The organism is Nocardioides hungaricus (assembly GCF_054782915.1).
In genome coordinates, this window is sequence record NZ_BAAGRO010000038.1 from 1 (window position 1) to 22,926 (window position 22,926).

At 70.9% G+C, this 22,926-nt stretch carries 27 protein-coding genes; 9 read left to right on the forward strand and 18 right to left on the reverse strand.

The annotated features are described in order from the left end of the window. Nucleotides 1-299: 299 nt before the first annotated feature. On the forward strand, nucleotides 300-926 hold the full coding sequence (locus ACYVKX_RS16150; RefSeq protein WP_460834450.1) for a DUF2510 domain-containing protein: 627 nt from the start codon (nucleotides 300-302) through the stop codon (nucleotides 924-926). 268 nt (nucleotides 927-1,194) lie between these two features. Here the strand turns inward: ACYVKX_RS16150 and ACYVKX_RS16155 are convergent, their stop codons facing one another. After that, nucleotides 1,195-1,464, reverse strand: a complete 270-nt coding sequence (locus tag ACYVKX_RS16155) for a hypothetical protein (protein ID WP_460834453.1) — start codon at nucleotides 1,462-1,464, stop codon at nucleotides 1,195-1,197. Here ACYVKX_RS16155 and ACYVKX_RS16160 point away from each other — a divergent pair. From ACYVKX_RS16160 to ACYVKX_RS16170, 3 genes are all read left to right on the forward strand, one after another. Beyond that, on the forward strand, nucleotides 1,456-2,949 hold the full coding sequence (locus ACYVKX_RS16160) for a CehA/McbA family metallohydrolase (RefSeq protein ID WP_460834456.1): 1,494 nt from the start codon (nucleotides 1,456-1,458) through the stop codon (nucleotides 2,947-2,949). The genes ACYVKX_RS16155 and ACYVKX_RS16160 overlap by 9 nt on opposite strands. Nucleotides 2,950-2,962: 13 nt before the next feature. Then, entirely contained in the window at nucleotides 2,963-3,148 is a 186-nt protein-coding gene (locus tag ACYVKX_RS16165; RefSeq protein ID WP_460834459.1) for a hypothetical protein, read from the forward strand. A 92-nt stretch (nucleotides 3,149-3,240) separates the two neighbouring features. After that, on the forward strand, nucleotides 3,241-3,738 hold the full coding sequence (locus tag ACYVKX_RS16170) for a M15 family metallopeptidase (protein WP_460834462.1): 498 nt from the start codon (nucleotides 3,241-3,243) through the stop codon (nucleotides 3,736-3,738). Here the strand turns inward: ACYVKX_RS16170 and ACYVKX_RS16175 are convergent. Beyond that, nucleotides 3,726-4,088, reverse strand: a complete 363-nt coding sequence (locus ACYVKX_RS16175; RefSeq protein WP_460834467.1) for a VOC family protein — start codon at nucleotides 4,086-4,088, stop codon at nucleotides 3,726-3,728. The two genes, ACYVKX_RS16170 and ACYVKX_RS16175, sit on opposite strands and share 13 nt — an antisense overlap. A gap of 7 nt (nucleotides 4,089-4,095) precedes the next feature. Then, a complete protein-coding gene (locus ACYVKX_RS16180; RefSeq protein ID WP_460834470.1) occupies nucleotides 4,096-4,866 on the reverse strand; it encodes a trans-aconitate 2-methyltransferase in 771 nt (256 codons plus the stop codon). A gap of 66 nt (nucleotides 4,867-4,932) precedes the next feature. Here ACYVKX_RS16180 and ACYVKX_RS16185 point away from each other — a divergent pair, with 66 nt between their 5' ends. After that, complete coding sequence (locus tag ACYVKX_RS16185; RefSeq protein ID WP_460834472.1) at nucleotides 4,933-5,421, forward strand: MarR family winged helix-turn-helix transcriptional regulator; 489 nt, start codon at nucleotides 4,933-4,935, stop codon at nucleotides 5,419-5,421. Between the two features lie 8 nt (nucleotides 5,422-5,429). Here ACYVKX_RS16185 and ACYVKX_RS16190 read toward each other — a convergent pair whose 3' ends face one another. The 7 genes from ACYVKX_RS16190 to rsmI form a co-directional block, all read right to left on the reverse strand. Beyond that, entirely contained in the window at nucleotides 5,430-7,265 is a 1,836-nt protein-coding gene (locus tag ACYVKX_RS16190) for an ABC-F family ATP-binding cassette domain-containing protein (protein WP_460834474.1), read from the reverse strand. A gap of 12 nt (nucleotides 7,266-7,277) precedes the next feature. After that, nucleotides 7,278-8,183 (reverse strand): 4-(cytidine 5'-diphospho)-2-C-methyl-D-erythritol kinase, encoded by a 906-nt coding sequence (locus ACYVKX_RS16195; RefSeq protein ID WP_460834476.1) that lies wholly within the window; start codon nucleotides 8,181-8,183, stop codon nucleotides 7,278-7,280. Then, nucleotides 8,174-9,046, reverse strand: a complete 873-nt coding sequence (gene rsmA / locus ACYVKX_RS16200) for a 16S rRNA (adenine(1518)-N(6)/adenine(1519)-N(6))-dimethyltransferase RsmA (protein WP_460834478.1) — start codon at nucleotides 9,044-9,046, stop codon at nucleotides 8,174-8,176. The genes ACYVKX_RS16195 and rsmA overlap by 10 nt, the downstream gene beginning before the upstream one ends. 10 nt (nucleotides 9,047-9,056) lie before the next feature. Next, on the reverse strand, nucleotides 9,057-10,199 hold the full coding sequence (locus ACYVKX_RS16205) for a ubiquitin-like domain-containing protein (RefSeq protein WP_460834480.1): 1,143 nt from the start codon (nucleotides 10,197-10,199) through the stop codon (nucleotides 9,057-9,059). 517 nt (nucleotides 10,200-10,716) lie between these two features. Then, a complete protein-coding gene (locus ACYVKX_RS16210; protein ID WP_460834482.1) occupies nucleotides 10,717-11,556 on the reverse strand; it encodes a TatD family hydrolase in 840 nt (279 codons plus the stop codon). Beyond that, nucleotides 11,553-12,389, reverse strand: coding sequence for an alpha/beta fold hydrolase (locus tag ACYVKX_RS16215; protein WP_460834486.1), 837 nt, complete (start codon nucleotides 12,387-12,389; stop codon nucleotides 11,553-11,555). Before ACYVKX_RS16215 ends, ACYVKX_RS16210 begins: the two co-directional genes overlap by 4 nt. Continuing rightward, nucleotides 12,386-13,234, reverse strand: coding sequence for a 16S rRNA (cytidine(1402)-2'-O)-methyltransferase (rsmI, locus tag ACYVKX_RS16220; protein WP_460834488.1), 849 nt, complete (start codon nucleotides 13,232-13,234; stop codon nucleotides 12,386-12,388). The genes ACYVKX_RS16215 and rsmI overlap by 4 nt, the downstream gene beginning before the upstream one ends. Nucleotides 13,235-13,253: 19 nt before the next feature. Here rsmI and ACYVKX_RS16225 point away from each other — a divergent pair, with 19 nt between their 5' ends. Next, complete coding sequence (locus tag ACYVKX_RS16225; RefSeq protein WP_460834490.1) at nucleotides 13,254-14,933, forward strand: dolichyl-phosphate-mannose--protein mannosyltransferase; 1,680 nt, start codon at nucleotides 13,254-13,256, stop codon at nucleotides 14,931-14,933. Here ACYVKX_RS16225 and ACYVKX_RS16230 read toward each other — a convergent pair. Then, a complete protein-coding gene (locus ACYVKX_RS16230; protein ID WP_460834493.1) occupies nucleotides 14,919-15,866 on the reverse strand; it encodes an SDR family NAD(P)-dependent oxidoreductase in 948 nt (315 codons plus the stop codon). The two genes, ACYVKX_RS16225 and ACYVKX_RS16230, sit on opposite strands and share 15 nt — an antisense overlap. A gap of 32 nt (nucleotides 15,867-15,898) precedes the next feature. Between ACYVKX_RS16230 and ACYVKX_RS16235 the strand changes: the two genes are divergently transcribed. Both ACYVKX_RS16235 and ACYVKX_RS16240 read left to right on the forward strand, forming a co-directional pair. Continuing rightward, on the forward strand, nucleotides 15,899-16,315 hold the full coding sequence (locus tag ACYVKX_RS16235) for a pyridoxamine 5'-phosphate oxidase family protein (RefSeq protein ID WP_460834495.1): 417 nt from the start codon (nucleotides 15,899-15,901) through the stop codon (nucleotides 16,313-16,315). A 10-nt stretch (nucleotides 16,316-16,325) separates the two neighbouring features. Then, nucleotides 16,326-16,580, forward strand: coding sequence for a DUF3263 domain-containing protein (locus ACYVKX_RS16240; RefSeq protein WP_460834498.1), 255 nt, complete (start codon nucleotides 16,326-16,328; stop codon nucleotides 16,578-16,580). A gap of 251 nt (nucleotides 16,581-16,831) precedes the next feature. Here the strand turns inward: ACYVKX_RS16240 and ACYVKX_RS16245 are convergent, their stop codons facing one another. Both ACYVKX_RS16245 and ACYVKX_RS16250 read right to left on the reverse strand, forming a co-directional pair. Further along, nucleotides 16,832-17,104 (reverse strand): ribbon-helix-helix domain-containing protein, encoded by a 273-nt coding sequence (locus ACYVKX_RS16245; protein ID WP_460834500.1) that lies wholly within the window; start codon nucleotides 17,102-17,104, stop codon nucleotides 16,832-16,834. A 2-nt stretch (nucleotides 17,105-17,106) separates the two neighbouring features. Continuing rightward, the gene (locus ACYVKX_RS16250; protein WP_460834501.1) at nucleotides 17,107-17,355 is read right to left on the reverse strand and encodes a hypothetical protein; all 249 of its coding nucleotides are present in this window, start codon (nucleotides 17,353-17,355) and stop codon (nucleotides 17,107-17,109) included. Nucleotides 17,356-17,621: 266 nt separating this feature from the next. Between ACYVKX_RS16250 and ACYVKX_RS16255 the strand changes: the two genes are divergently transcribed. Next, complete coding sequence (locus ACYVKX_RS16255; protein WP_460834503.1) at nucleotides 17,622-17,966, forward strand: helix-turn-helix domain-containing protein; 345 nt, start codon at nucleotides 17,622-17,624, stop codon at nucleotides 17,964-17,966. A 17-nt stretch (nucleotides 17,967-17,983) separates the two neighbouring features. Here the strand turns inward: ACYVKX_RS16255 and ACYVKX_RS16260 are convergent, their stop codons facing one another. From ACYVKX_RS16260 to ACYVKX_RS16280, 5 genes are all read right to left on the reverse strand, one after another. Further along, nucleotides 17,984-18,547, reverse strand: coding sequence for a hypothetical protein (locus ACYVKX_RS16260; protein ID WP_460834505.1), 564 nt, complete (start codon nucleotides 18,545-18,547; stop codon nucleotides 17,984-17,986). A 4-nt stretch (nucleotides 18,548-18,551) separates the two neighbouring features. Then, nucleotides 18,552-18,917, reverse strand: coding sequence for a sulfate permease (locus tag ACYVKX_RS16265; RefSeq protein ID WP_460834507.1), 366 nt, complete (start codon nucleotides 18,915-18,917; stop codon nucleotides 18,552-18,554). A gap of 153 nt (nucleotides 18,918-19,070) precedes the next feature. Next, nucleotides 19,071-20,825 carry a ThiF family adenylyltransferase gene (locus ACYVKX_RS16270; RefSeq protein ID WP_460834509.1) on the reverse strand — a complete coding sequence of 585 codons (1,755 nt, stop codon included), beginning with the start codon at nucleotides 20,823-20,825 and terminating at the stop codon, nucleotides 19,071-19,073. Further along, nucleotides 20,822-21,817 carry an SMODS domain-containing nucleotidyltransferase gene (locus ACYVKX_RS16275; RefSeq protein WP_460834511.1) on the reverse strand — a complete coding sequence of 332 codons (996 nt, stop codon included), beginning with the start codon at nucleotides 21,815-21,817 and terminating at the stop codon, nucleotides 20,822-20,824. The genes ACYVKX_RS16270 and ACYVKX_RS16275 overlap by 4 nt, the downstream gene beginning before the upstream one ends. Continuing rightward, on the reverse strand, nucleotides 21,814-22,905 hold the full coding sequence (locus ACYVKX_RS16280) for a CBASS cGAMP-activated phospholipase (protein ID WP_460834514.1): 1,092 nt from the start codon (nucleotides 22,903-22,905) through the stop codon (nucleotides 21,814-21,816). Before ACYVKX_RS16280 ends, ACYVKX_RS16275 begins: the two co-directional genes overlap by 4 nt. Between the last annotated feature and the right edge of the window lie 21 nt (nucleotides 22,906-22,926).

A 22,926-nucleotide genomic window follows, 5' to 3' on the forward strand; every position in this document is an offset into this window, starting at 1 on the left:
GATCTCGTGACCGTCAGCGGGCAGGTTTCATGTCCGCCACTGGGCAGTTCCTGCTGGCCCTTGACAATCCGAACCGAGAAAATCTATGCGAGGTTGGCGAAAATCCATGCCTTCTGACGTGTCCAAGGCAACCATGCACCGGACCGGCTACCAGTGAGTCACTTAGCGCGTTGCCCCGGAGGGGGTAAGCGCATCGAGGTTCACACAAGCGCTGCGAGCAGTCCGTGGTCACCACTAGGCTCGCGCGGACTTCGCGGAGACGGACGCGAGGCAGCAACACAATCAGTAGGGAGAGACTCATGACCGACGGAAGCACCACACCCGCAGGCTGGTATCCGAGCGGGGACGGCGAGCGGTACTGGGACGGGACCGCCTGGACGGAGCAGACCCGACCGGCTCAGCCGCAGACGGGTTCGCCCGCGCAGGTTCCGCAACAGCCCGTGTACTACCAACAGCCTCCCCAGAAGAAGAAGCACACGCTGCGCAACGTGCTCCTCGTGCTGGTCCTCCTCATGGTGCCCTTCGTCGGCGGCTGCTTCGCTATCCTCGGCCTGGCTGCTGACTCTGTCGACAAGGCCATCAATGACGAAGCCAAGAACGACAAGCCGACCGCCGTTACCGAAGGTAAGGCGTTCGACCACGATGGGTTCGCCATCGCGGACGGCTGGAAGGTGACACCAGAGCAGTTCGGGGGCGCGACCATCAAGAACCTGAACGTCACCCTTGAGGATGACCAGGATGTCCCTGGTGGAGGGCGTACGGCGCTGCTCACGTTCCGCCTCTATGACGGCAAGACCGTCGTGACTGAGATTGAGTGCTCCTCCAACGAGATGCAGGAGGGCGAGTCGACCAAGATGGACTGTTTCAACACCGACTCCAAGAAGCTCGGCAGCTACGACACCATCAAGGTCGCGGACGCCTTCTAACCCATCTCACAGGGAACCCCACTGGCGCTGAGCCAGTGGGGTTCTTCTGCATCCAGTGAAGTCCACCCTGTCGGTCTCGGGCGCTAAGCTGCCCGCGTCCTTACCAGCGAATCTCCACGCTCTACCGCTCGAAAGGTCGTGACCGCGAAGCGGGGCCGTCAGGACAATGTTCATCTGGCAACCGTAGGTGCGGACCTCGTAGGTACGTGCAGTGGGCATGACAGTCGTCAAGGGTACGGCGGACATTCCCCTGGCCCGAAACCCGCGGCTACCCTGCTGGTGTGCTGTCGTGGCGATCCCGCAACTCGTTCCTGTCCATCTGCTCGGAGGGGTCGATGCTGTCCGTCGGCAGCGTCGCGTCGTTCGCGTCGATCGGGTCGGTCGGGTCGGCGATGTCGGCCTTCTCGATCGGCTCGTGGATGTCGACGGGGTCCATGCTCTCCTCGCAGAGCAACCTCTCGGTGCTGAGCCACCAGAGCAACGGCTCGATGCTCTCCAGCCAGGCCCGCGGCGGGATCGGCACGAGGCGATGAGCCACCTCGACCGCCGCGCCCTGCTCGTCGCCGGCGCCGGCACCGTCGCCTCCGCGCCCCTGCTGACCTTCGCGCCCGCCGAGGCGGGCACCAGGACCACCAAGGTGTTCCGCGGGAGGTTCTCGGCCTCCACCAGGGACGACTGGTACTACCTGCCGTTCAAGGTGCCGAAGGGGGTGCGCCGGATCGAGGTGAGCTACACCTACCCCGACCCGATCGACAGCGGCCTCGGGTTCAGCAAGAACGTCATCGACATCGGGATCTTCGACTCCTCCGGGATCGGGGTCGGCAACGCGAAGGGCTTCCGCGGCTGGTCGGGCGGCGCCCGCACCTCCTTCCGGCTGAGCCGGACGTCCGCGACACCTGGCTACCTGCCCGGGCCGATCACGCCGGGCAGGTGGCGCATCGCCCTGGGGCCGTACCAGGTCGTCACGCCGATCGACTACGAGGTGCGGGTGACGCTGGTCCACGGCGCCGCCGGGGCCGACTTCGAGCCGGCCCCGGCGCCGACCGCCGTACCCGGGACCGGCGCCGGCTGGTACCGCGGCGACCTCCACGTGCACACCGTCCACTCCGACGGCTCGCAGACCCAGAGGCAGGTGCTCGAGTACGCCGTCGCGGCCGGCCTCGACTTCATCGGCACCTCCGAGCACAACACGAGCTCGGCCACCGGGACCTGGGGGCGCTACGTGCCCGAGGGCTTCCTGGTCATCCCGGGCGAGGAGGTCACGACGCGGCTCGGCCACTGGCTCGCGACCGGCATCCCGAACGGCACCTGGATCGACTGGCGCTACCGCGACGCGCAGCGCCTCGCCGAGTTCACCCAGCAGGTCCGGGACCTGGGCGGCATCTCGATCGCCGCCCACCCGAACGTCCCCGTGCCCTCGATCCGCTGGGACCTCGACACCGAGTTCACCCACATGGACGCGATCGAGGTCTGGAACGGACCGTGGGACGCCTTCGACTCCGCGGCGGTGACACGCTGGCACGACCTGCTCACCAGAGGCGTCTTCAAGCCGGCGGTCGGCAACTCCGACACCCACCGCGAGAGCCAGCGGATCGGGCTTCCGCAGACGGTCGTGCGGGCCGAGGAGTTGTCGGTCGAGGCGCTGGTCCGGGCCTACCGGGAGGGTCGGTGCTGGATCGCCGAGTCGTCGGCGATCGACCTGGGCCTCACCGCGACGCTCGGCAGTGTGACCGGCCAGATCGGCGACCGCGTCCCGAGCGATCCCGGGTCGGAGGTCGCCGTACGCCTGGAGGTCGCCGGCGTGCCCGGCTGCCGGGCCACGCTGCTCGGTCCGGGCTCCGTCCGCTTCGGCTCCGCCGCCGCCGACGAGAGCGGCGCGATCGCCCTGGACCGGGGCGTCCCGGGCGGTACGCCGTTCGTGCGGGCCGAGGTGCGCCGCGGGACCGCCATGGTCGCGCTGACGAACCCGATCTTCCTCACTCCCGCGGGGTCACCCGCGGCCTCGCCACGCCGGAGCTCGTGACATCCTCGTCCCCGTGAGCGGCAGCGGCGGCGTGAACTGGACCCTCCTCCTCATGGCCCTGGCCTGCCTGGTGCCGCTGGCCGCGGGAGTCGCGATGCTGTTCGCCGACGGCGGCAACCGGCCGCTCGGGTGGGGCCTGATCGGGTTCTTCGGCGCGGGCGTCGTGGTGCTCGGCCGTCGGGCCCTCGGGCGCGGGTAGGTACTCGCGGGGGACCGGTGCCGGCCCCTGGTCGGGCGACTAGGCACCTGCGGGGGAGGTCCGCAAGCAGTCCGGCTGCCTACGGTCCCCGTGTGGTCAGACTCCTCGCCCTTCCCGTCACGATCCTCGTCGTCGCCCTGGTCGCGATCGGCTGCCGCTCCGGCGGAGCGGCCGAGCAGCCGTCGGCCGGCGCGACGCCCGCCCGGCCGACGGTCGCCCGCCTCGATCCGGACCTCCGCGGGGCCGTCCGGGCCGCGGGCCGCGCCGCGCGGGACGACGGCGTGAGGCTGAAGATCACCAGCGGCTGGCGCAGCCGCGAGCACCAGCAGCGCCTGTTCACCGCGGCCGTCGCCACGTACGGCAGCGAGGAGGAGGCGCGCCGCTACGTCTCCACCCCGGACGTCTCCGCGCACGTCACCGGCGACGCGGTCGACATCGGCCCGACCGACGCCGACGACTGGCTGATCCGGCACGGTGCCGACTACGGGCTGTGCCAGGTCTTCGCCAACGAGATCTGGCACTTCGAGCTGGCCACGACCCCGGGCGGCACCTGCCCCGCGATGCTGCCCGACGGGAGCTATCGGGGATAGCCGAGCAGCTCGACCCGGTTGCCGTGCGCGTCGAAGGCGTGACACCGCTCGAAGCCGGGGAACGTGTGCCGCTCCCTCCAGTCGACCTCGAAGCCCAGCGCGACCAGCCGGTCCGCGATCGCGTCGAGGTCGGCGACGACCAGGGCCGGGTGCGCCTTGCGAGCGGGTGCGAACGGCTCCTCGACGCCGACGTGCACCTCCGCCGCCTCGGCGCGGAACCAGCAGCCGCCGCGCCCGGCGAGGTCGGCCGGCTTCGCCACCTCGGCCATGCCGAGCCCCTCGGCCCAGAACCGGCGCGCGCCGTCCTCGCCGCCGCGGGGGCAGGCGACCTGGACGTGGTGGAGCCTCATCGGGGACTCACGCCGCCACCTGCGCGACCACGAAGATCCGGCGGAAGGGCAGCACGACGCCGTACTCGTGCACGGGGTACGCCGCCGCGAGCCGTTGCCGGAACTCCGCCTCGAACGCCGGGCGCAGGTCGCCGGGCAGCGCCTGCAGGGTCGGGCGGGCGCCGGTGCCACAGACCCAGGTGAAGACCGGGTCGGGGCCGGTGAGGACATGGAGGTACGTCGTCTCCCACGCGTCGACGGCGCAGCCGAGCCGGGCCAGCGCGTCGAGGTAGGCGGCCGGGTCGTGGCTGGCGGGTACGGCGGCGGCGCGAGTGTGGGCGGCGTACTGCTCCTCGGCGGCCAGCTCGGTGCGGATCGTGTGGCTCGGCTCGTCGAAGTTGCCGGGCACCTGGAAGGCGAACCAGCCGCCGGGGCTCACCTGGTCGACCAGCCGGGGCAGCAGGTCGAGATGGCCGGGGACCCACTGGAGCGCGGCGTTGGAGACGAAGACGTCGACGGGCGCGGGCGGCGCCCAGTCGCGCAGGTCGGTGACGTCGTAGCGGACGCGGGAGCCGGTGGCGCGGGCCCTCTCGACCATCTCCGGGCTGGAGTCGAGGCCGGTGACGGCGGCGTCGGGCCAGCGGTCGGCGAGCAGGGCGGTGAGGTTGCCGGGGCCGCAGCCGAGGTCGGCCACGGTGGCGGGCGCGGTGGCGCCGACCCTGCTCACCAGGTCGCCGAACGGGCGGCCGCGCTCGTCGGCGAAGGTCAGGTAGCGGTCCGGGTCCCAGGTGTGCGCCATGCCCGCATCGTGCGCCGGATATATCTTGATGTCAAGATTCTCGACGCATCCTCTACGCTTCTCCCCATGCGGGACGAGGTCGACGAGCTGGTCGAGGCGTGGGCGCGCGAGCGTCCTGACCTCGACGTCGCGCCGGTCGAGGTGTTCAGCCGGATCGGCCGGCTGGCGCGGCACCTGGACCTGGCCCGCCGGGATGCCTTCACGGCCGCCCGGGTGGAGTCGTGGGAGTTCGACGTGCTGGCCGCGCTGCGGCGGGCCGGCGCGCCGTACGAGCTGTCCCCCGGCCGACTGCTCCGCGAGACGCTGGTGACCAGCGGCACCATGACCAACCGGGTCGACCGGCTCACCTCCCGCGGGCTCGTCGAGCGGCTGCCCGACCCGCACGACCGCCGCGGCGTGCTGGTGCGGCTCACGCCCGAGGGCAAGGCGGCCGTCGACCAGGCCTTCGAGCAGCTGCTCGAGGCGGAAGGGACCTTCCTCGCCGGCCTGCCCGAGCGCGACCGCACCCGGCTGGCCGGCCTGCTGCGCACGCTGCTGGCGCCGTTCGGCTCCTAGAGCGTGTCCTAGTCGAGCACCTCGGCCGCCTCGAGCCACTCCCGCTCGAGCTCGTCCTTCTCGGCCGCCAGCTCGTCGAGCTGGGCGGTGAGCTCGGCGAGCCTCGCGTAGTCCTGCGCGTGCTCGGCGATCTGCTGGGCGATCTCGGCGTTCAGCTCGGCCTCGCGCGCGGCGACCCGCTCGAGCTGCCTGTCGATCCGCGCCAGTGTCTTGCGGGCCGCGCGCTCCCCGGCGCTCCCCGCCTTGACCTTCCGGGCCTGCTCGTTCCGGGCCTGCTCGTTCGCGGCTTGCTCAAACGGCGCAATTGCGCTGTTAGAACGGTCAGCCGGCGGCCCGACCTGTCCAAACGGCGCAATTGCGGCGAGATGGCGCCGCTCCAGGTACTCATCCACACCCCGCGGCAGCATCGAGATCTGGCCGCCGAGCAGCGCCCAGACGGAGTCGGTGACCCGCTCGAGGAAGTACCGGTCGTGGGAGACGACGACGAGCGTGCCGGGCCAGCCGTCGAGGAAGTCCTCCAGCACGTTGAGGGTCTCGATGTCGAGGTCGTTGGTGGGCTCGTCGAGCAGCAGCACGTTGGGCTCGGTGAGCAGCAGGCGGAGCAGCTGGAACCGGCGCCGCTCGCCGCCGGAGAGGTCGCCGATCCGGGCGGTGAGCCGGTCGCCGGTGAACCCGAACCGCTCCAGCATCGCGGTCGCCGTCACCTCGCCGTCCGTCGTCCGGGTGACCCGGCGGATCGACTCGACGGTGGGCAGCACCCGGCCCTCGGGGTCGAGGTCGTCGAGCTGCTGGGTGAGGTGCTGGAGCGCGACCGTGCGGCCGTGCCGCACCCGACCCGCGGCCGGGGCCAGCTCGCCGGCGAGCAGCGCGAGGACCGAGGTCTTGCCGGCGCCGTTGACGCCGACGATGCCGACCCGGTCGCCGGGGCCGAGCCGCCAGGTGGCGTGCGTGAGCAGTCGCCGGTCGCCGCGCACGAGGTCGACGTCCTCGACGTCGATCACGTCCTTGCCGAGCCGCTGGGTGGCGAACCGCTGGAGCTCGAGCCGGTCCCGTGGCGGCGGCACGTCCTCGATCAGCTGGTTGGCGGCGTCGATGCGGAACTTGGGCTTCGACGTCCGCGCCGGCGCGCCGCGACGCAGCCAGGCGAGCTCCTTGCGGACCAGGTTCTGGCGGCGTACCTCCGAGGCGGCGGCCTGGCGCTGCCGCTCGGCCTGGGCGAGCACGAAGGCGGCGTACCCGCCCTCGTAGACGTCGACGACACCGTCGTGCACCTCCCACGTCCACTGGCAGACCTCGTCCAGGAACCACCGGTCGTGCGTGACGACGACCAGCGCGGACGGGCGGGCGGCGAGGTGCCGGGCGAGCCAGGCGACGGCCTCGACGTCGAGGTGGTTCGTGGGCTCGTCCAGTACGACGAGGTCGTGGTCGCCCAGCAGCAGCGCGGCCAGCGAGCAGCGGCGGCGCTCGCCGCCGGAGAGCCCCGTCACCGACCGGTCCAGCGAGACGCCGGCGAGCAGCACCTCGACGATCTCGCGCATCCGGGGTACGGCGGCCCACTCGTGGTCGTCGCGCCCGCCGAGCACCGCCTCGCGGACGGTGTGGCTGTCCACGAGCTCGTCGCCCTGGTGGAGGTAGCCCACCAGCAGCCCGCGCTGCCGCGAGACCCGGCCGAAGTCGGGCTCCTCGAGTCCGGTCATCACCTCGAGCAGCGTGGTCTTGCCGTCGCCGTTGCGGCCGACGATGCCGACCCGCTGGCCGAGGGAGATGCCGAGGGAGACGTCGGTGAGGAGCGGCCGGACGCCGTAGGACTTCGAGACCCGCTCGAGGTTGATCAGATTTGCCATGCCGGATGGACTCTAGGCGTAAGCCACCAGGTGGGCGCCGGCGACGGGGCCGTTCGCGGCGAGGACGACGGGGTGGCCGGTGCCCGACAGCTCGGCGGCGAGCGAGCGGGCCTGGTCGGCGGAGCCGCAGAGGAACACGCAGGTCGGGCCGGATCCGGACACGATGCCGCGCAGGGCACCGGCGGCCTCGCCGAGCTCGATCAGGTCGCCGAGCTCCGGCCGCAGGTCGAGGGCGGCGGCCTCCAGGTCGTTGTGCAGCGAGTCCGCGAGCGCCCAGGTGTCGCCGGCGGCGATCGCCTCGAGCAGCGCGTCGGCGGGCACCGGCTCGGACGGCGCGTCGGGGAACATCCGGTCGAAGTGCCGGTAGACCTCGGGCGTCGCCAGGCCCCGCTCGGCCGGCACGACGACCCACCACCAGGTGCCGCGGTCCTCGACCGGCTCGACCAGCTCGCCGCGGCCGGTGCCGAGCGCCGTACCTCCGAGCAGCGCGAACGGCACGTCGCTGCCGAGCCGCGCGGCCAGCGCGAGCAGGTCCTCGTCGGAGGTGCGGACCCCCCACAGCCGGTCCAGCGCGACCAGCGCCGCGGCGGCGTCCGCCGAGCCGCCCGCCATGCCGCCGGCGACGGGGATCGCCTTGGCGATGTGCACTTCGCCGGTGCGCGCGATGCCGTGGTGGGCGGCGAGCAGGTCGGCCGCCCGGTCGACGATGTTCTCCCCGGCCAGGGGTACGGCGTCCGCCGGCATCCAGTCCGGCAGGCCGGCGCCGAGCGACCAGCCGGGCGCGGTGCGGGCGGTGAGGTCGTCGTACAGGCCGACGGCCTGGTAGACGGTCAGCAGCGGGTGGAAGCCGTCCTCGCGCGGGGCGCCGACGCCGAGGTGCAGGTTGACCTTGGCGGGCGCGCGGACCGTCACCTCCATGTCGTCTCCGGGGGCAGACCTTCCGCGATCCGGACGAAGTCCTCGACGGTGAGCGTCTCGCCGCGCGCCAGCGGGTCGACCCCGGCCGACGCCAGTGCGGCGTCGACTGCCTCGCCGGGCGCGAGCACCCGCAGCGCGCCGCGGAGCGCCTTGCGGCGCTGGGCGAACGCGGCGTCGACGACCGCGAAAACCTGCTCGCGGGTCACGGTGGTCGCCGGCGGCTCGCGCCGGGTCCAGGCGACCAGGCCGGAGTCGACGTTGGGCGCGGGCCAGAAGACGTTGCGGCCGACGGCGCCGGCCCGGCGGACGTCCGCGAACCAGGCGGCCTTGACCGAGGGGACGCCGTACACCTTGGAACCGGGCTTCGCGGCCAGCCGGTCGGCGACCTCGGCCTGCACCATCACCAGGCCGCGCTCGAGCGAGGGCAGCAGGGTCATCAGGTGCAGCAGGACCGGCACAGAGACGTTGTAGGGGAGGTTGGCGACCAGCGCGGTGGGAGGCGGGCCGGGGACCTCCTCGATCCGCAGCGCGTCCGCGAGGACGACCTCGAACCGGTCGGCCTGGGCCGGGGCGTGCTCCGCGATCGTCTCGGGCAGCAGCCCGGCGAGCCGGTCGTCGACCTCGATCGCGACCACCCGGCCGGCGACCTCCAGCAGCGCGAGCGTCAGGGAGCCGAGACCGGGGCCGACCTCGACCACCACATCGCTCGGGCCGACGCCGGACTCGCGCACGATCCGGCGCACGGTGTTGGCGTCGATGACGAAGTTCTGGCCCCGCTGCTTGGTCGGCCGCAGGTCGAGCCGGGCCGCCAGCGCACGGACGTCCGCGGGCCCCAACAGGCGAGGGCCCGCGGACGTCGACATGGGGGTCAACCTATCGAGGCAGCCCCAGCGAGGCGGCGCAGGCCGGCCAGGCGCCGTACCCCCCGGACGCGTCGCGGACCTTGGTCGCGATCGCGATCTGGGTCTCGCGGCTGGCGTTGCTCGGCAGGCCGCTGCCGCCGTACGCCTGCCAGGTGCCGAGGCTGAACTGGAGGCCGCCGTAGTAGCCGTTGCCGGTGTTGATGGCCCAGTTGCCCCCGGACTCGCACTGGGCGAGCCGGTCCCAGACGGTGCTGCCGCCGGCGAAGTTCGCCACGGGTGCCTTGGTGCCGACCTTCACGATCTCGTCGACCGGCTGGCGCAGCACGGTCTGCTTGAGCACCCTGCGGACCGAGATCTCGCCGTTGCGGTAGACGATCCGGTAGGTGACGTTGCGCAGTCCGGTCTCACCGGCGCGTACGACGGAGGTCTCGCCCTCGTACGCCGAGGAGTCCTCCTGCTCGACGGTGCCGAAGTCCACGGCCTCGCCGGCGACGTACCTCTTGACGATGCGGACGTTCGTGAAGACCAGCTTGTCGCCGTCCTCCAGCGCCTGCTTCGGGCCGGGCGTGGTCTCGTCGTACCTGGTGAGGGTCACGCCGAGCTCCTTCAGCGCGTCCTCGACGGTCAGCGCGGTGACGGTCCTGGTGACCATCTTCCGCGCGCCGAGCTTGACCTTCAGCTTCTTCGGCGTGACGACCTCGAGGGTCATGCCCTCGCGGTCGATGCTGCCGCCGCGGCTCGCGGAGAGCTCGGAGCCGCGGTAGGCGCGGCCGACCTGATCCAGGGCGCGGGAGACGGTGGTGGCGGTGACCCAGTAGGTCTGGCTCTCGCCGTCGACGTTCAGCTCGAAGGGACGGGCGAACTCGACGGTGATCTCGCTGCCGTCGGTGATCTCCTCGTCGAGGCTCGGCGCGACGACGTCCTTGTCGCCGACCTCGATGCCCTCGGCCGCGAGGACGTCGCCGACGGTCCCGCCGAACGCGGTGACCTGCTGGGGCTTCCCGTCGAGGTTGAGGGTCACGGTCTTGCTGAGGGCGGTGTAGCCCCACGTCGAGCCGGCAACCGCGAGGACCACGACGCCCGCGAGGGCGATCATCAGGGGTCGGCTGCGGATGATGCGGCTGAGCCACCGGCTGGGCTTGCTGTCCTGCACGATTCTCCGAACGTCGTACTCCCCGGGCCTCGGGTGCCAGCGCGCCGGACGCGTCCGTCCGCGGCTGCGGAGTCGTGCGTTCGGGGGTGTGTCTGCGGCGGCTCCACTGGGCCGCCGGCACTGGCGGATCGTTCCCGATCCCGGCCATCAAGTGAGTCCAGACCACCAGCCTTCCCGCGCGATTGCAAACCGAACCTGTCATATCTCGGGCGATCGTGAGCAGGGTCTCGACGGTAAAGTTCCCGCGCGACCGGCGACCGCGGCGCCGTAATTGCCCCGCTGACCAGCGGAAACGGGGTCTCGATGACGGCCGCGAATCCCGGTCCAGACCTCCCGCCCCGCGGCTGCGTCGCGGGCGCTCCACGCGACGGGTCGGCACCGCCAGCCGATGCGACGCCGTACCGGCCGAGACCCACCGGCCTCACCAGCAACACTGGTCAGGCTCTTCCTGACGTTGTCAGGGGTTGCAACGGCCGACAACGTCAGGGATCCCCGGCTGGCCGGGGATCCATCCCGCCTACCAGCCCCCACCGAACGCCACCCCCGTGTTGGCGTCGACCGCCGCACAGAGGTCGCCGAGGTCGTCGCCACGGACGTCGGCCATCGCGCGCATGGTGAGCGGGACCAGGTAGGAGGCGTTGGTGCGGCCGCGGTAGGGCATCGGCGTCAGGTACGGCGCATCGGTCTCGACCAGCACCCGGTCCTGCGGCGTGACGACCAGAGCCGAGCGCAGCGACGCGGCGTTCTTGAAGGTCACCGTGCCGGCGAAGGACAGGAACGCGCCCCGCGAGAGGCAGGCACGGGCGAAGGACGCGTCGCCGGAGAAGCAGTGCATCACCCAGCGCTCCGGCACGCCCTCGGAGTCGAGGACGCGCAGCACGTCGGCGTGGGCATCGCGGTCGTGGATGACCAGCGTCTTGTCGAGGCGCTTCGCGAGGTCGATGTGCCGGCGGAACGACTCCTCCTGCACCGCGAGACCCTCGGCCCCCGTGCGGAAGTGGTCGAGGCCGGTCTCCCCCACGGCTCGCACCCGGTCGTGGGCCGACGCGAGCGACTCGATCTCGGCCATCGCGTCGTCGAGCGAGGCGAGGCGGGGCGCCTCGTTGGGGTGCAGGGCGACACCGGCCACGAGCGACGGATGCCGCGAGGCCGCCTCGACGGCCCACCGGGCACCGGGCAGGTCGCAGCCGATCTGCACGATCCGGGTGACGCCGACCGCGGTGGCCGCCGCCAGCGCCTCCTCCACCGGCAGGGCGTCGTCGCCGGAGCGGACGACGTCGAGGTGGCAGTGGTTGTCCACGACCGGGTGCGGCAGCGGCTCGGGGGCGGGCGGGCGCCCGGTCGTCGAGGCGCTCATCCGCGCACCCGCGCCAGGATCGCGTCCGCGGCCGCCCGCGGCGCCTGCGTCGGGATCCAGTGGCCGACGCCCGCGAGCACGACCAGGTCGTACGGCGCGTCGACCCATCGGGCGGTGCCATCGACCCCCTCGCGGCCGATCGCGATGTCGCGATCGCTCCACACCAGCGTGGTCGGGACGGCGACCCGGAAGTCGGTGCCGCCGGGCCGCGTGAGCGGCAGGGCGCGGTACCAGCCCAGGGCATGCCGCAGGGCGCCGTACTCCACGACCTCGCGCCGGAACCGCGCGACCTCGTCCGGGGTCATGCCGCCCCGGGCCATCGCCCGGTCGAAGTAGCCGCCGGGCCTGCGGGCCGCCAGCTCGGGCAGCACCGGGAGGTTGAACAGCGCCATGTAGCGCGACCGGCGGCGCTGGCTCCTGCCCCTCATCGCGCGGGCGAACGCCGCCGGGTGCGGCACCGAGAGGGCCGTGTACGTCAGCACCTGCGAGGGGAAGCGGCCCGCGACCGCCCAGCCTACGGCGGCACCCCAGTCGTGCCCGACCAGGTGCACCGGCTGCCCGAGCCGGCCGATCAGCGCGGCGACGTCGCCGGCGAGGTGCTGCATCCGGTAGCTGCGCCGGCCGCGCGGGCGGGCGCCCGGCGAGTAGCCGCGCTGGTCCATCGCGAGCGTCCGCAGCCCGGCCGCGTGCAGCAGCGGCGCCACCTCGCGCCACGAGCTGCTGCGCTCGGGGAAGCCGTGCAGCAGCACCACCGGCGCGCCCTCGACCGGCCCCTCGTCGAGGACGTCGAAGGTCAGGCCCTCGTGGGCGATGGTGGTGATCCGCTCGCTCATCGGTCTCCTCCGTGGACCAGGTTGTAGACCTCGCGCTTGGGTACGCCGGCCAGCCGGGCCACCTCCGCGATCGCGTCCTTGCGCGTGGCACCGCCGGCCTCGAGGTCCGCGACCGCGGCCCGCAGGCTCGCCGGGTCGCTGTCGATCGCCGCGGACGCGGCCGCGCCCTGCACGACGATCGTCACCTCGCCCCGGACGCCCTCGGCCGACCAGGCGACGAGGTCGGCCAGCGGACCGCGGCGTACCTCCTCGTGGGTCTTGGTCAGCTCGCGGCAGACCGCCGCCGGCCGGTCGCCGCCGAGCGCCTCCGCCATCGCGGCGAGCGCAGCCCCCGTGCGGTGCGGCGCCTCGAAGAACACCATGGTGCGCTCCTCGGCCGCCAGCGCCGCGAGCCGCCGGGACCGCTCCCCCGCCTTGCGCGGCAGGAACCCCTCGAAGCAGAACCGGTCGACCGGCAGCCCGCTCACCGCCAGCGCCGCGAGCACCGCCGACGGCCCGGGCACGGCGGTGACCGGCACGTCGTGCGAGACCGCGGCGGCGACGAGCCGGTAGCCGGGGTCGGACACGCTCGGCATGCCCGCGTCGGTCACGAGCAGCACCCGCTCGCCGCTCAGCAGCGCCTCCAGCAGCGTGGGCGTGCGGGCGGACTCGTTGCCCTCGAAGTAGGAGACGACGCGACCCGACACCGTCACGCCGAGGTCGCCGGTGAGCCGCTTGAGCCGGCGGGTGTCCTCGGCCGCCACGACGTCGGCGGTCGCCAGCTCCTCGGCCAGCCGCGGCGGAGCGTCGGCGACGCGGCCGATCGGTGTCGCCGCGAGGACGAGTACGCCGGGTCGATGGGCCACGACCGTAGAGTCTTCCACCGTGACCGCCGCGCCGCCCGAGAGCCCTCCCGCGCGCGCCGGCCTCTCCCGCAACGCCGCCGGCCGCGCCGTACCCTCCGCCTGGCAGCGCGCCCGGGCGCGGATCGCGCTCGAGGACCCGTTCGTGGGCTGGACGGCGAGCATCGCGGTCGCGCTGCTGGCGCTGTTCCTGCGGCTGTGGCAGCTCGGCGAGCCGCAGCGGTTCCAGTTCGACGAGACGTACTACGCCAAGGACGCCTGGTCGCTGCTGAACTTCGGCTACGAGCGCGACACCACCGAGGACGCCAACAAGATCCTGCTCCAGGGCCCCACCACCGACGGGGTCTACAAGGACGGCCCGGAGATGATCGTCCACCCCGAGGTCGGGAAGTGGCTGATCGCGCTCGGGATCAAGGCCTTCGGGATGGACCCGTTCGGCTGGCGGGTCGCCTCGGCCGTCGTCGGCTCGCTGATGGTGCTGGTGATGTGCCGGTTCGTCCGCCGCCTGACCGGCTCCACCATGCTCGGCGTCGTCGGCGGCCTGCTGCTGATGCTCGACGGCCTGCAGTTCGTGCTCTCGCGGCTCGCGCTGCTCGACATCTTCGTCGCGTTCTTCGTGCTGGTCGGCGTGCACTGCCTGGTCGCCGACCGCGACTGGCACCGTGCCAAGATGGCGCAATTGCAGCCGGATCAGGTCGCCGACGCCCGTTCGTGGGGCCCCGTGCGCGGGCTGCTGTTCCGCCCCTGGCTGTTGGCCGCCGGCGTGTCCTTCGGGCTGGCGGTCGGGTCGAAGTGGACCGCGATCTACCCGCTCGCCGCGTTCGGCCTGCTGTGCTGGCTGTGGTCGGCCGGCGCCCGGCGCTCCTTCGGCGTGCGCTGGCCGGTGCTCCGCTCGGCGGTCGTCGACGGCGTACCCGCGTTCGTGCACCTGGTGCTGGTCGCGTTCGTCGTCTACGTCGCGACGTGGACCGGCTGGCTGATCAACGCCCAGGAGTACGAGCAGAACCTCTCGGCGACGCAGTACACCAAGTACGACGGCGGCTCGGAGTGGCCGACGCGCACCGAGCCCGACGCCTCCGGGCTGGGCGAGGTCGCCCAGTCGCTGCGGTCGCTGTGGTACTACCACCAGGACGTCTACACCTTCCACACTCAGTTCCTCAACGACAGGTCGCACACCTACGCCTCCAAGCCGTCGGGCTGGCTGCTCCTCAACCGCCCGGTCGGCGTCGCTGCCGAGACCGACATCAAGCCGGGCACGCAGGGCTGTGACGCGCCGAAGGGCAGCAGCTGCCTGCGCCAGGTGCTGCTGCTCGGCAACCCGACGATCTGGTGGGCCGGCAGCGTGGCCCTGCTCTTCGCGCTGGTGATGTGGGTGGGCGCCCGCGACTGGCGCTTCGGGGTCGCCGTGGTCGGCGTCGCGTCGACCTGGCTGCCGTGGCTCCAGTACGACGACCGGCCGATCTTCCTGTTCTACGCGGTCGTCGCGCTGCCGTTTCTCGTGCTCGCGCTCGTGCTCGCCATGGGGAGGCTGATCGGCTCCGCCCGGGCACCCTCGCCGCGGCGTACCGCCGGCGTGATCGTCTCCGGCGCGCTCCTCGTGCTCGCCCTGGTGAACTTCGCGTGGTTCTGGCCGATCTGGACCAACCAGCTGCTCACACACTCGGAGTGGGTGGAGCGGATCTGGTTCTCACGCTGGGTCTAGACCCACCGCTCCCGCGACCCACTCCCACAGCCGCTCCCGCTCGGCGTCGCCGGTGCGGGTACGGCGCAGCAGCTGGGTCGGCCGCGGCGCGCGGTCGTGCCAGAGGCGGCCGCCGGGCGGCGGGGGCTGCGCGGCGGCGAGCCAGACGGTCGTGTCCGCGCCGCCCTTCGCGTCGCGCAGCAGCGGGCCGGTGAGCCGGTGGAACAGCGGGAGCGAGTCGACCACGCCCGGGGTGTCCGCCCAGCCGGGGTGGGTGGCATGCACCGCGAGCCCCGGCCAGCGGCGGGAGAGCACCGGCAACAGCTCGACCTGGGCCCGCTTGCTGCGGGCGTAGGCCGTCGTCGGCCGGTACTCGCCCGCGAGGTACTCCGGGTCGTCGGCGCGCAGCCGCTGCGTGTACATGCCGCCGGAGGTCACCAACACCACACGGCCGTCCCGGAAGCGGTCGGCCAGCAGCTCGGTCATCAGCACCGGGCCGAGGACGTGCACCGCCATCGACAGCTCGTGGCCCTGCGGCGACTCGGCGCGCTCCGGCGGCATCGCCCCGGCGTTGTGCACGAGGACGTCGACCGCTCCCTCGACCGACCCGGCGAACCGGCGTACGTCGTCGAGGTCGCCGACGTCGCAGCGCCGCACGTCCAAAGTCGCCCCCGGCACGCGGGACGCGATGCCGGCGGCCACGTCCGCGCCCTTCGCGGTGTCGCGCACGACCAGCACCACCTCGGCCCCGAGCGCGGCCAGCCCCTCGGCCGTCGCGACGCCGAGGCCGCTGCTCGCACCGGTCACCAGCGCGCGCCTGCCGGCCATCGACCCCGCGAGCGGGTCGGCCGGCCAGGTGGGCAGCCTGCGGCGTACCGCCGGGCCGATCCGCGTGTAGCCGGGCACGACCGTGCGGTCCAGGGCGGTGTCGATGAGCTGCGCGAGCTGCGGCATGTCCCCGACGGTAGCCAGGGAGGCGTGCCAGCATGTCCCCCGTGACCTCGTGGCGACCGGGCTGGGATGCTTTCCCCCAGGACCTGCTGGACTTCTGGACCGAGCGGCACCTCTGCACGCTCACGACGCTGCGCGCGGACGGGCTGCCGCACGTCGTACCCGTGGGGCTGGCGCTCGACCCCGAGCGGGAGTGCGCCTGGATCATCACCTTCAACACCTCGCAGAAGGTGCGGAACCTGGCGCACGCCGACCGGGTGGCGGTGTGCCAGGTCGACGGCGGCCGCTGGTCCACGCTCGAGGGCCGGGCGGCGGTGCTGGACGACGAGGCGTCGGTACGCCGGGCGATGGACCGCTACGCCTCGCGCTACCGCCAGCCGCAGCCCAACCCGCTGCGCGTCGCCGTCCGGATCGAGGTGGACCGGTTCCTGGTCTCGCCGGGCCTCGTGTGAGGATTCCCCCGTGCAGGCAGACGATCTGACCGATCTCGACCGCGAGATCCTCGCGTTCGAGGAGGACTGGGTGACCCACGCGGGCACCAAGGACTCCGCCCTGCGCGAGCGGTTCGACCTGACGCCGACCGGCTACCACCAGCTCCTCAACCGGATCATCGACAACCCCGCCGCCGAGACCCACGCCCCGCGACTCGTACGCCGGCTGCGGCGCCGCCGGGCGGCCCGGCAGGAGCAGCGGGCAACTCGCCGACTCGGCGGCTGAGCAGGTCGGCGCTGCCGCCCGAAGCATCCCGGGCCGAAGCGCCCCGGACCCACGCCGAGGGAGGCGAGGTCAGAGCCAGGACGGCTCCCAGCCCTCGGGGATGGCGGCAGGGTACGGCGCCAGCCCGAGGCAGCGGCGATAGGCGGCGTGGATCCAGGCGGCCGCCTCGTCAAGATGGTCACGGACGTCAGACGGACAGTGGAAGCGGTTGCGCAATCCGCATGACGTCCCGGGCCGTTCGCCGAGTGCGGCTACGCAGAGCGGAGCCAGGCGCGTAGCGCGTCGCGGATGACCTGGCTGGCGTTCGTGTGCTCGGACTCTGCGTGGGCCTTCAGGGCGGCCTCGAGCTCAGGGTCGAGGCGGACCGGGATCACGCGCGCGACAGCGGACCCGATCGGCTTGCGGCCGCCCGTGCGCTTGAGGGAGTGAACGTCGTAGCCTGCCTCGGCCTCGTCTGCGAGCTGGTCGACGAGGTCGTCGGTGACGGCCCTGCCCTGGGCAGTAGGGGTCTTCTTGGGTGTCATGGTCATGGCCCTCCGGGCAGAAGGTCGAAGTACTGCTGTCGGCACCTCATGGCGTGGATAACCAACTCGGCGTCGTCATCGAGGAGCATGACGACGATCTCCAGAAGTCGTCCGGTCATGTCGAACCCGAGCCTCAGCTCTCGGGCTGGCTGGTCGTCGTCGATCAGGTAGGCGACCAGATAAGTAGAAGCGGCTTGTGTGATGTCTTCATCGCTGATCCCGTGCTTGCGGGCGGAGCGGTGAAGTTCCACCGAGCAATCGCATTACGAAATCGCGTTACGATCCATGCCGGCGCCGAATCAAGCGCGCAATCCTGTCGACACGTCGTTGACCCTTGCAGGCGCAACCGCCGGCGACCACGAGATCTGCGAGGCATCCGTCAAGGTCGACAGGGATCCTCTTGGCAGACGACGCCGCGCCTCTGACCGGAGGGTTCTGGTGGAAGTTTCGAGAGTACGTTCCAACCCTGCCCCCGATCGCAAAGTCCCTGGTCAGCGGGCTGTCTGTGGGCTCCGCGGTGGTCGATCAGGAGCCGCGATCGGTCCCCTCGGGGAAGGCTCCGGGTATCCGGCAGGCGCAGAAGCGCCTCGATGCCGCCTCGATCGACGCGCTCGTGGACGGCTACCTCGCCGGTCAGACCGTGTACGAGCTGGCCGCTGAGTTCGGTATCGAACGCCGCACCGTGAGCGCACACCTGCATCGGCGTGGCGTCCCGATGCGACGGCGCGGCCTGTCTCTCGCGCAGAAGGAGGAGGCGTTCGCGTTGCGGGATCGCGGCTGGTCATTGGCTCAGATCGGCGCGCGGTTCGACGTGGCTCCGGGTACGGTGCGCTCCACTCTGCTATCCGCCACGAAGGCGTAGTCCGGTTTGGGGCGGAGTCAGCCTTGTGAGTCGTCGTTGTTCTCGACCTCTGCCCGTGCAGCGATCCACGCATCGCAGTCCGAGAGGAATCCGCGATAGAGGGCAAGCGCCGCCTTCTCCGTCTGATCGATGTCGAGGCGTTCACCGAGCCAGCCCCATATCGCGCTGTCGTTGCTGGACTTGTCGAGGTACCAGGTCTGCACCTGTCTGCGGCTGACCGTTACGTCGCGGCCTTCGTCAAGGTTGTACTCGTCAATGTGCTCACTCACGTTCCTGAGCCTGAGCAGCGACGGGACCTCGCCGTCGAAGGCGCGGAGGCGACCGCCCAGCGTTGAGCCGAGTCCGGGGACACGGTTCGCTGTCCGTTCGATGCACCGGCGAAGGCGGACGACCGCCATGAGGAAGAAGTGCAGATCGACTTCGAGGGCCTGCACTTCCGCCTGCTCGGGATACTCCTTCCGGAAGCGCCGGTCAATGCGTCCCGACTGGAGCGCAACGGCGTTGATCCAGTTCGTTGCCTCGGTGCGCAGGCGCTCCACAACCACACCCTCGGAGGGACCGTCGTTGTCGCGGAAGGTCACGCTCTCATTCTGCCGGTGCGGCGACGAGCGTCATGCGGTCGTTCTCTCGTCGGAGGTGGCGACGGGCTGCTGACTCGGCGAGACGAATCCGCGCCAGGAGCACGAGGCTGACCGGACCCATGATGATGAACTTCATCGCGTTCCACACGCCCCATAGAACGATGAGGTTGAGCCAGCCGGGGCCGTCGTCGGCGATCAGGTTGGTGCAGATGCTCGCGGCGAGCAAGTACGGGCCGGCGAGCAGCATGGCGGGTACGCCCCACTTCAGGCCGCGGCGGGTGCGGATCGCGTCGAGCGCGATGTTGGTGGGCATGTAGCGCCGCAAGTAGTAGCGGGTGTGGACGCTGGCGGCCCAGAGCAGACGGAACATGGCACTGTCCTCTCATCGCACGGATGTCGAGCGAGACAGTGCGTCAGAGAGTGGCCGATTCCGGCCTGCCCATGAGGGCGCCATCGTGGAGGAGAAAGCTGCCTCGCCTTCTACTGTACGCGGGACCGCCGACGTATGGAACCGATCGGAGGGTCACTCAGATGTGCCTGTCCTTGCCGGAAGGAACTGATGTCGGGGGCCGGCTGGTGCGTGCGGCAGAGCGATGAGGTGGGTTCCTGAAACAGGTGCCCCTGCCTGTTGGAGGTGCAGGCCGATCATGTTGACGAGTGTCGCGGCGACGGCAGCGAGGTCTGCGGCCGAGCCGTGGAACGTGGGTACGGAGCATCCTCTGGTGGGGACTAGTTCGTCGCCTTCGGCTGCGTCCTCCCAGAGCGGGTGATACAGCTCCAACCCACCATCGGCCACTACCGAGCGGCCTGCCTGGTCGTCAAGCTCAGACGGCGCATAGGTGGCACCGGGCGCGCAGATGTTGGCGATACCGAGCGATCCCGTCCTGGCGTCGGTGGCGACTTGGGCGATGAGTGCCGTGCGGTCTTCGCCGGCGAGGGTGTCGAGGTAGGTGGTGATGCTGTGGCTGACGGTGGCGTCGATGATGAGGTCCGCGGAGAGGGAGACGGCTGGATCGGGGACGCTTCCTTCTGCGACGGTGACGGTCAGGTCGTCGCGGATCGCGCGGAGGCGTGTGGCGAGGGCGTCGGCCTTGGTCTGGCCGATGTCGGCTTCGGTGTAGTTCTGTCGCACGAGCAGTCCGCCGGTGATGGTGCCGGGGTCGCAGACGGTGATGGTGCTGGCTCCGGCGCGTGCGATGAACTCGGCGAGCCATGAGCCCAGGCCACCGCAGCCCCAGATGTGTACGGTCTTTCCTTGGAAGCCATTGACGGGGCGGTTGTCATCGCGTCGGGTTGTGACCTCTTGCCGTTCGTCGGACATGTTGCACCATTCGATCGGGATGTCGGCGTTGATGATCCCAGGGTCGAGGTTGACCGCGGTGCCGTGCTTCTTGGCGAGGCGTCGCAGGGCGTCGGCGGTACTCGCAGGCAAGCGCCCGCCGAGAAGATGATGCGGTCCACCTGCGGGGTGCGGCACAGCAAGCACGAAGTACTGCTCGGTGCCGTCAGGGTTTCGTAGGGCGCTGGCGAGGAGCGAGGTAAGGAACGCGGGCGACTGCGGTGAGACCTCTGGTGGCCGTCCTTCGGCGCGGTCAAGGTGCGGGTCGTCCAGGAGCGTCAGGAACAGCGCGAAGGTGGATGCCGCGCCGAATGGAAGGTCGCTCGCGAGGAGGAAGACGGGTGTGCGGTGTCCGTCGCGGTCGGTCGAGTAGGTGAGGTCGTAGCGGTGCGGTGAGCGGGCGACGAGCCGAGCGATCTGCTGCCGCTTCGACGGTCCAGGTTCGCGGACGACGATGGTGGGTGTGTCGTCGGCGTGGTGGAGCACTCCTCCGACAGCGTGGTACATCGCGGTCGAGGGATCGAATGCGCCGGCCGCTGCGGCGGTGAGCCAGTCCCACAGTCGGCTGAGGAACCCGGCCATTCCGGCGGATGGGCGCCACTCGCGTGAGGGGTCGAGGTAGGTACAGAGCCGCTGCCCTTGAAGGACGTGCGGGAAACCGAGGAAGCGAGTGTGGTCAACCTCGGCGCTGGGCGGCGAGAACAGCGAGGGGCGAATCTTGACGATGAACTCCTCGTCGTCTCCAAGTTCCAGCCCGCCGGGGCGGTGAGGGACGTCGGCGGTGTGGAGCCGGAGTCGGAGGATGGCGTCGCCGTCAGAGTCGAGCCGAGGCTGCTGAACTATCCGCACGTCGTGGGGGCGCTCCCTGGCGAGTGACCTCAGCTCGTCAACGAGATGCTTCTGCCAGGCCGAGAGCGTGGCCCGATTGCGTCGGCTCATCCCGCGCGGCCAGACCGCCCCACCGTGGAAGCGGCCGCGGGAGCTGCTGCAGGGAACTTCGCGCTGTTGGACGAAGTGGCCGGCGCCTTGAATCCGTCACCGAAGATGCCCTGCCACAACTCAATGCTGCGCTCCTTACTCTCCTCCTCGTACGCTTCCTCGATTTCGGCGGCGTGGACATGGATGCGGTCTCGGAAGTAGCTGTAGGTCGACTGCTCCCACCGATGGTCGAAGGTGACCCCGGACCCGGACGGGTCTGGAATGGAGGGCTTGATCGGGCGCGCCTGGAGCCAGGCGTCGAGATCCTTCACGAGGTGCAGGAGGGTGGTTGGGACGTCGCTGTAGTAGCCGGGGTCGAGCAGCGTGCGCAGCTCGGTGACCTGCTCGCCGAGGAGTGTCGTCAGGAGGATGGACCGTGTGCCGGTGAAGGAGTTCTTGTGGTCGCGCAGGTACTTCATCAGCCGGATGACCTTGCGGAGGTTGCCCTTCGCGAGCGTGTCCTTGTTCTTCATCCAGTCTGTGAAGCCCTGGGGGTTGGTCAGTTCCCAGGCGTTGTCGTCGCGGTTGACGATGACTTCGCGACCATCGGCGAGGTTGAGGTGCGGCACGATGTCGAGGTGCATGGAGTTCGCGTAGACGAGTCGGACGCAACGGCACTTGCGTGAGTGCGGCTTGTTGCCGTAGGTGCTGTGGCGGTGCAGAGCCGCGTAGACCTCCTCGATGTACGTCTTGGGATCGTCGGACCAGTCGGCGTTCTCGCTCATGTTGAGCATGAAGTCCGCGTCGAACTCGTTGCTGCCCACCGGGTTGATGATGGTCTTGTGCGCCCACGAGCCTTGGGGCGTCTTGCCGAGGATGAGGTGCCCGATCTGCTCGTCGGCCTTCAACGCCTTGTAGACCGCCTCGACGCGAGAGTCGAGCGAGTCGAGCTTCACCTGGCCGAGGTTGACGGTGTCCTTGAGTAGGACGTTGAAGTAGTCAGTGAGCTTCATCGGGAGACCTCCGTGGTCGACGTGCTGGTCGGGTCGCCGCGGTGTCGGTCTCCGATCAACGGTGTGTAGTCGGCCGCGCGATGATCTGCGAATCGCGCGGTGTAGATGGGGCTGAGCTCGCGGCTCACGGACGCGGCGAGGCCGGCGACATCGCTCGGGTCTGCCGCGTCGAGTGCGTACAGTCCGCCCGGCACGAGAGCATCGAACCTCGTGAAAGCGGCCTTGCCGATCAGATGCTCAGCGATGCCCTGTCCGCCACGGCTGCCGGCTGTAAGGATCAGTGGCGCGATCGGCTTCGCCCAGTTGAAAAGCCCGCCGCGGTCGAGGCGCTTGGGGTGGTTCGTGAGCTGGTCGATGGTGCCGACGTTGAGCACCCTGATCGAGGCGAGCGGAACGTCGAGCATGCTCACGGCCTCGGCGATCGCGACGACAGAGGGGTTATTCGCCCACACGCCGCCGTCGATGAGGCGGTGTCCATCGACACGCGCGGCAGGGAAGTAGAGCGGTGCCGCCGAGGTCGCCATCGCGATGTCCACCATCGGGATGCGCCAGTCTCGGGCGAGCCGTGCGTGGTGCGGCGTCTTGAAGATGTGCACGGAGCCTCGTTGAACGTCCCACGCTAGGATGACTAACCGCTTCGTGCTGTCCCCGAGCAACCGGTCACCGAGCACCTTCGTCAAGGCGGTGCGCAGCGCGTTGGCGTCGTAGATGGGTGCGGTGAGTTGGCGAGGCCGCCGCCAGAGTCGCCGACGCGCGGTCGGGAAGACAGCCTCCACCAGTTCTTCGTAGTGCCCCACGATCTCGCTCGGGGTGAGACCAGCACCCAACCCGAGCGCGACGATCCCACCCGCCGACGTCCCGGCGATGAAGTCGAACGAGTCGTTGATGCTCACGCCGAGGTCCTGCTCCAGCCGCGCGAGCACGTGAGCGGTGAACAGTGCCTTGGCACCCCCTCCATCAAGGGCGAGAATCTGGAAACGATTGGATAGGGGCGAGGCCGACGGGTACTCCTGCGTGCCAGGCGCGACCACTGCCCCGGTCGGCGAATCGCCTCCGGGGTGTGTCGAACTTGCAGGAACTACACCCATGTAACTATTCTACTCCGCCGC